The organism is Aminobacter sp. P4_H6_2, from assembly GCF_056400805.1.
This window is the reverse complement of record NZ_JBFUKO010000909.1, coordinates 1-1,580: the sequence shown is the minus strand read 5'-3', so window position 1 is coordinate 1,580 and position 1,580 is coordinate 1. Positions and strand designations below refer to the sequence as shown.

At 62.9% G+C, this 1,580-nt stretch carries 2 protein-coding genes; both read right to left on the bottom strand.

What is annotated here, in order from left to right; genetic code table 11:
• The coding region (locus AC1DUU_RS31545) for a homocysteine S-methyltransferase family protein (protein WP_476787233.1) at window positions 1-802 on the bottom strand (802 nt) is incomplete at its 3' end.
• Between the two features lie 52 nt (window positions 803-854).
• Window positions 855-1,562, bottom strand: coding sequence for a phosphoribosyltransferase (locus AC1DUU_RS31540; RefSeq protein ID WP_476787234.1), 708 nt, complete (start codon window positions 1,560-1,562; stop codon window positions 855-857).
• Between the last annotated feature and the right edge of the window lie 18 nt (window positions 1,563-1,580).

Here is a 1,580-nt window from a genome sequence, read left to right as displayed (position 1 = left end):
GCGCGCAGTTGAGGCCTACCGTGAACGGGTCGGCATGGCGGATCGAATTCCAGAAGGCCGACGGCGTCTGGCCCGACAGCGTGCGGCCGGACAGGTCGGTAATCGTGCCCGAAATCATCACCGGCAGGCGCACGCCTTTTTCGATGAATATCTCGTCGCAGGCAAAGATCGCCGCCTTGGCATTCAGCGTATCGAAGATGGTCTCGATCAGGATGATATCGGCGCCGCCATCGATCAGGCCGCGTAGCTGCTCGCCATAAGCGATGCGCAGATCGTCGAAGCTGACGGCGCGGTAGCCGGGATTGTTGACGTCTGGCGAGATCGAGGCGGTGCGATTGGTGGGTCCCAACGCGCCGGCAACGAAGCGGCGCTTGCCGTCTTCCTGCTGCGCGCGGATCGCCGCACGGCGCACCAATCGCGCACCGTCGCGGTTGAGCTCGTAGACCATGTCTTCCATGCCGTAGTCGGCCTGGGCGATGGAGGTCGACGAAAAGGTGTTGGTCTCGATGATGTCGGCGCCGGCGATGGCGTATTTGTAGTGGATCTCTTCGATCGCCGCTGGCTGCGACAGGATCAGCAGATCGTTATTGCCTTGCTGGTGGCAGGCGCAGCCTGTGAACTTATCGCCGCGAAAATGGTCCTCGCTGAAGCCGAGGCCCTGGATCTGCGTGCCCATCGCGCCGTCGAGGATCAGGATGCGCTCGCGCGCCGCGGCTTTCAGCGCAGCAAGCACCTCCGAGCCGTCAGACTTGGCAGCAACCGGCCCAAACAGGGCGTCGAGGGAGGTGGCGTTTTGCGACACTTTTCATCCTTTCGGCGACAAAGCCGTCAGGTCACATAAAGACATCTTTATGTCAATATGTCGAGACCGTTTCCTGCCATCCGCCGTCAGCGGTGCGGCTCAAGCGCGGCGATTGGATCGCGCCATGGATGCGCGAAACGAGCGGCGCGTCGTATTCGCCGATGACCGCTCGCCAGTTGTCGCCCTGCAGCATGGCGAAAATAGCCGCCACAGGTTCTATTCCTGCGCTGCGCAAAAGCCGAAGCACAGCCAGCATCGAGGTGCCTGAGCTGATGACGTCATCGACCACGACCACCCGCTTGCCATCGAGCAGCGGCAACATGCGCGGATCGAGATAGAGGCGCTTGGCATGCGTCGGGCTGGTGATCGAACTCATCGGCTGCGACAGCTCCTCGCTGTACCAGAATTTTCGCGATGTCCCGAGCGCCACCATGCGCTCATGGCCGAGACGCCGCGCCACGCCATTGGCGAGCGGCAGTCCAAGCGTCGGCACACCGATGACGACTTCGGGATCATGAGCCGAAGCGAGTGCCGCCATGGCATCCGTCAGCGCGTCCTCGACGGCAAAGCTCGCCTGGTTGACGATCAGCGACGCCACGGCCTTGTCGTCGCCGCCGGGCAGGATGCGGATCGGCAGCGCGATCTGGCGTCCGTCGGCGAGCGTTGCCGGAAAGAGATCGGCAAAGCCGTCCGCTGGTGCCGCATCGAACGTGCCTGCGGGATAGACGGTCTGCCAGAATTCATGCGGAGCGAGTGGCACTTCGGAGCTTTCTGTTGC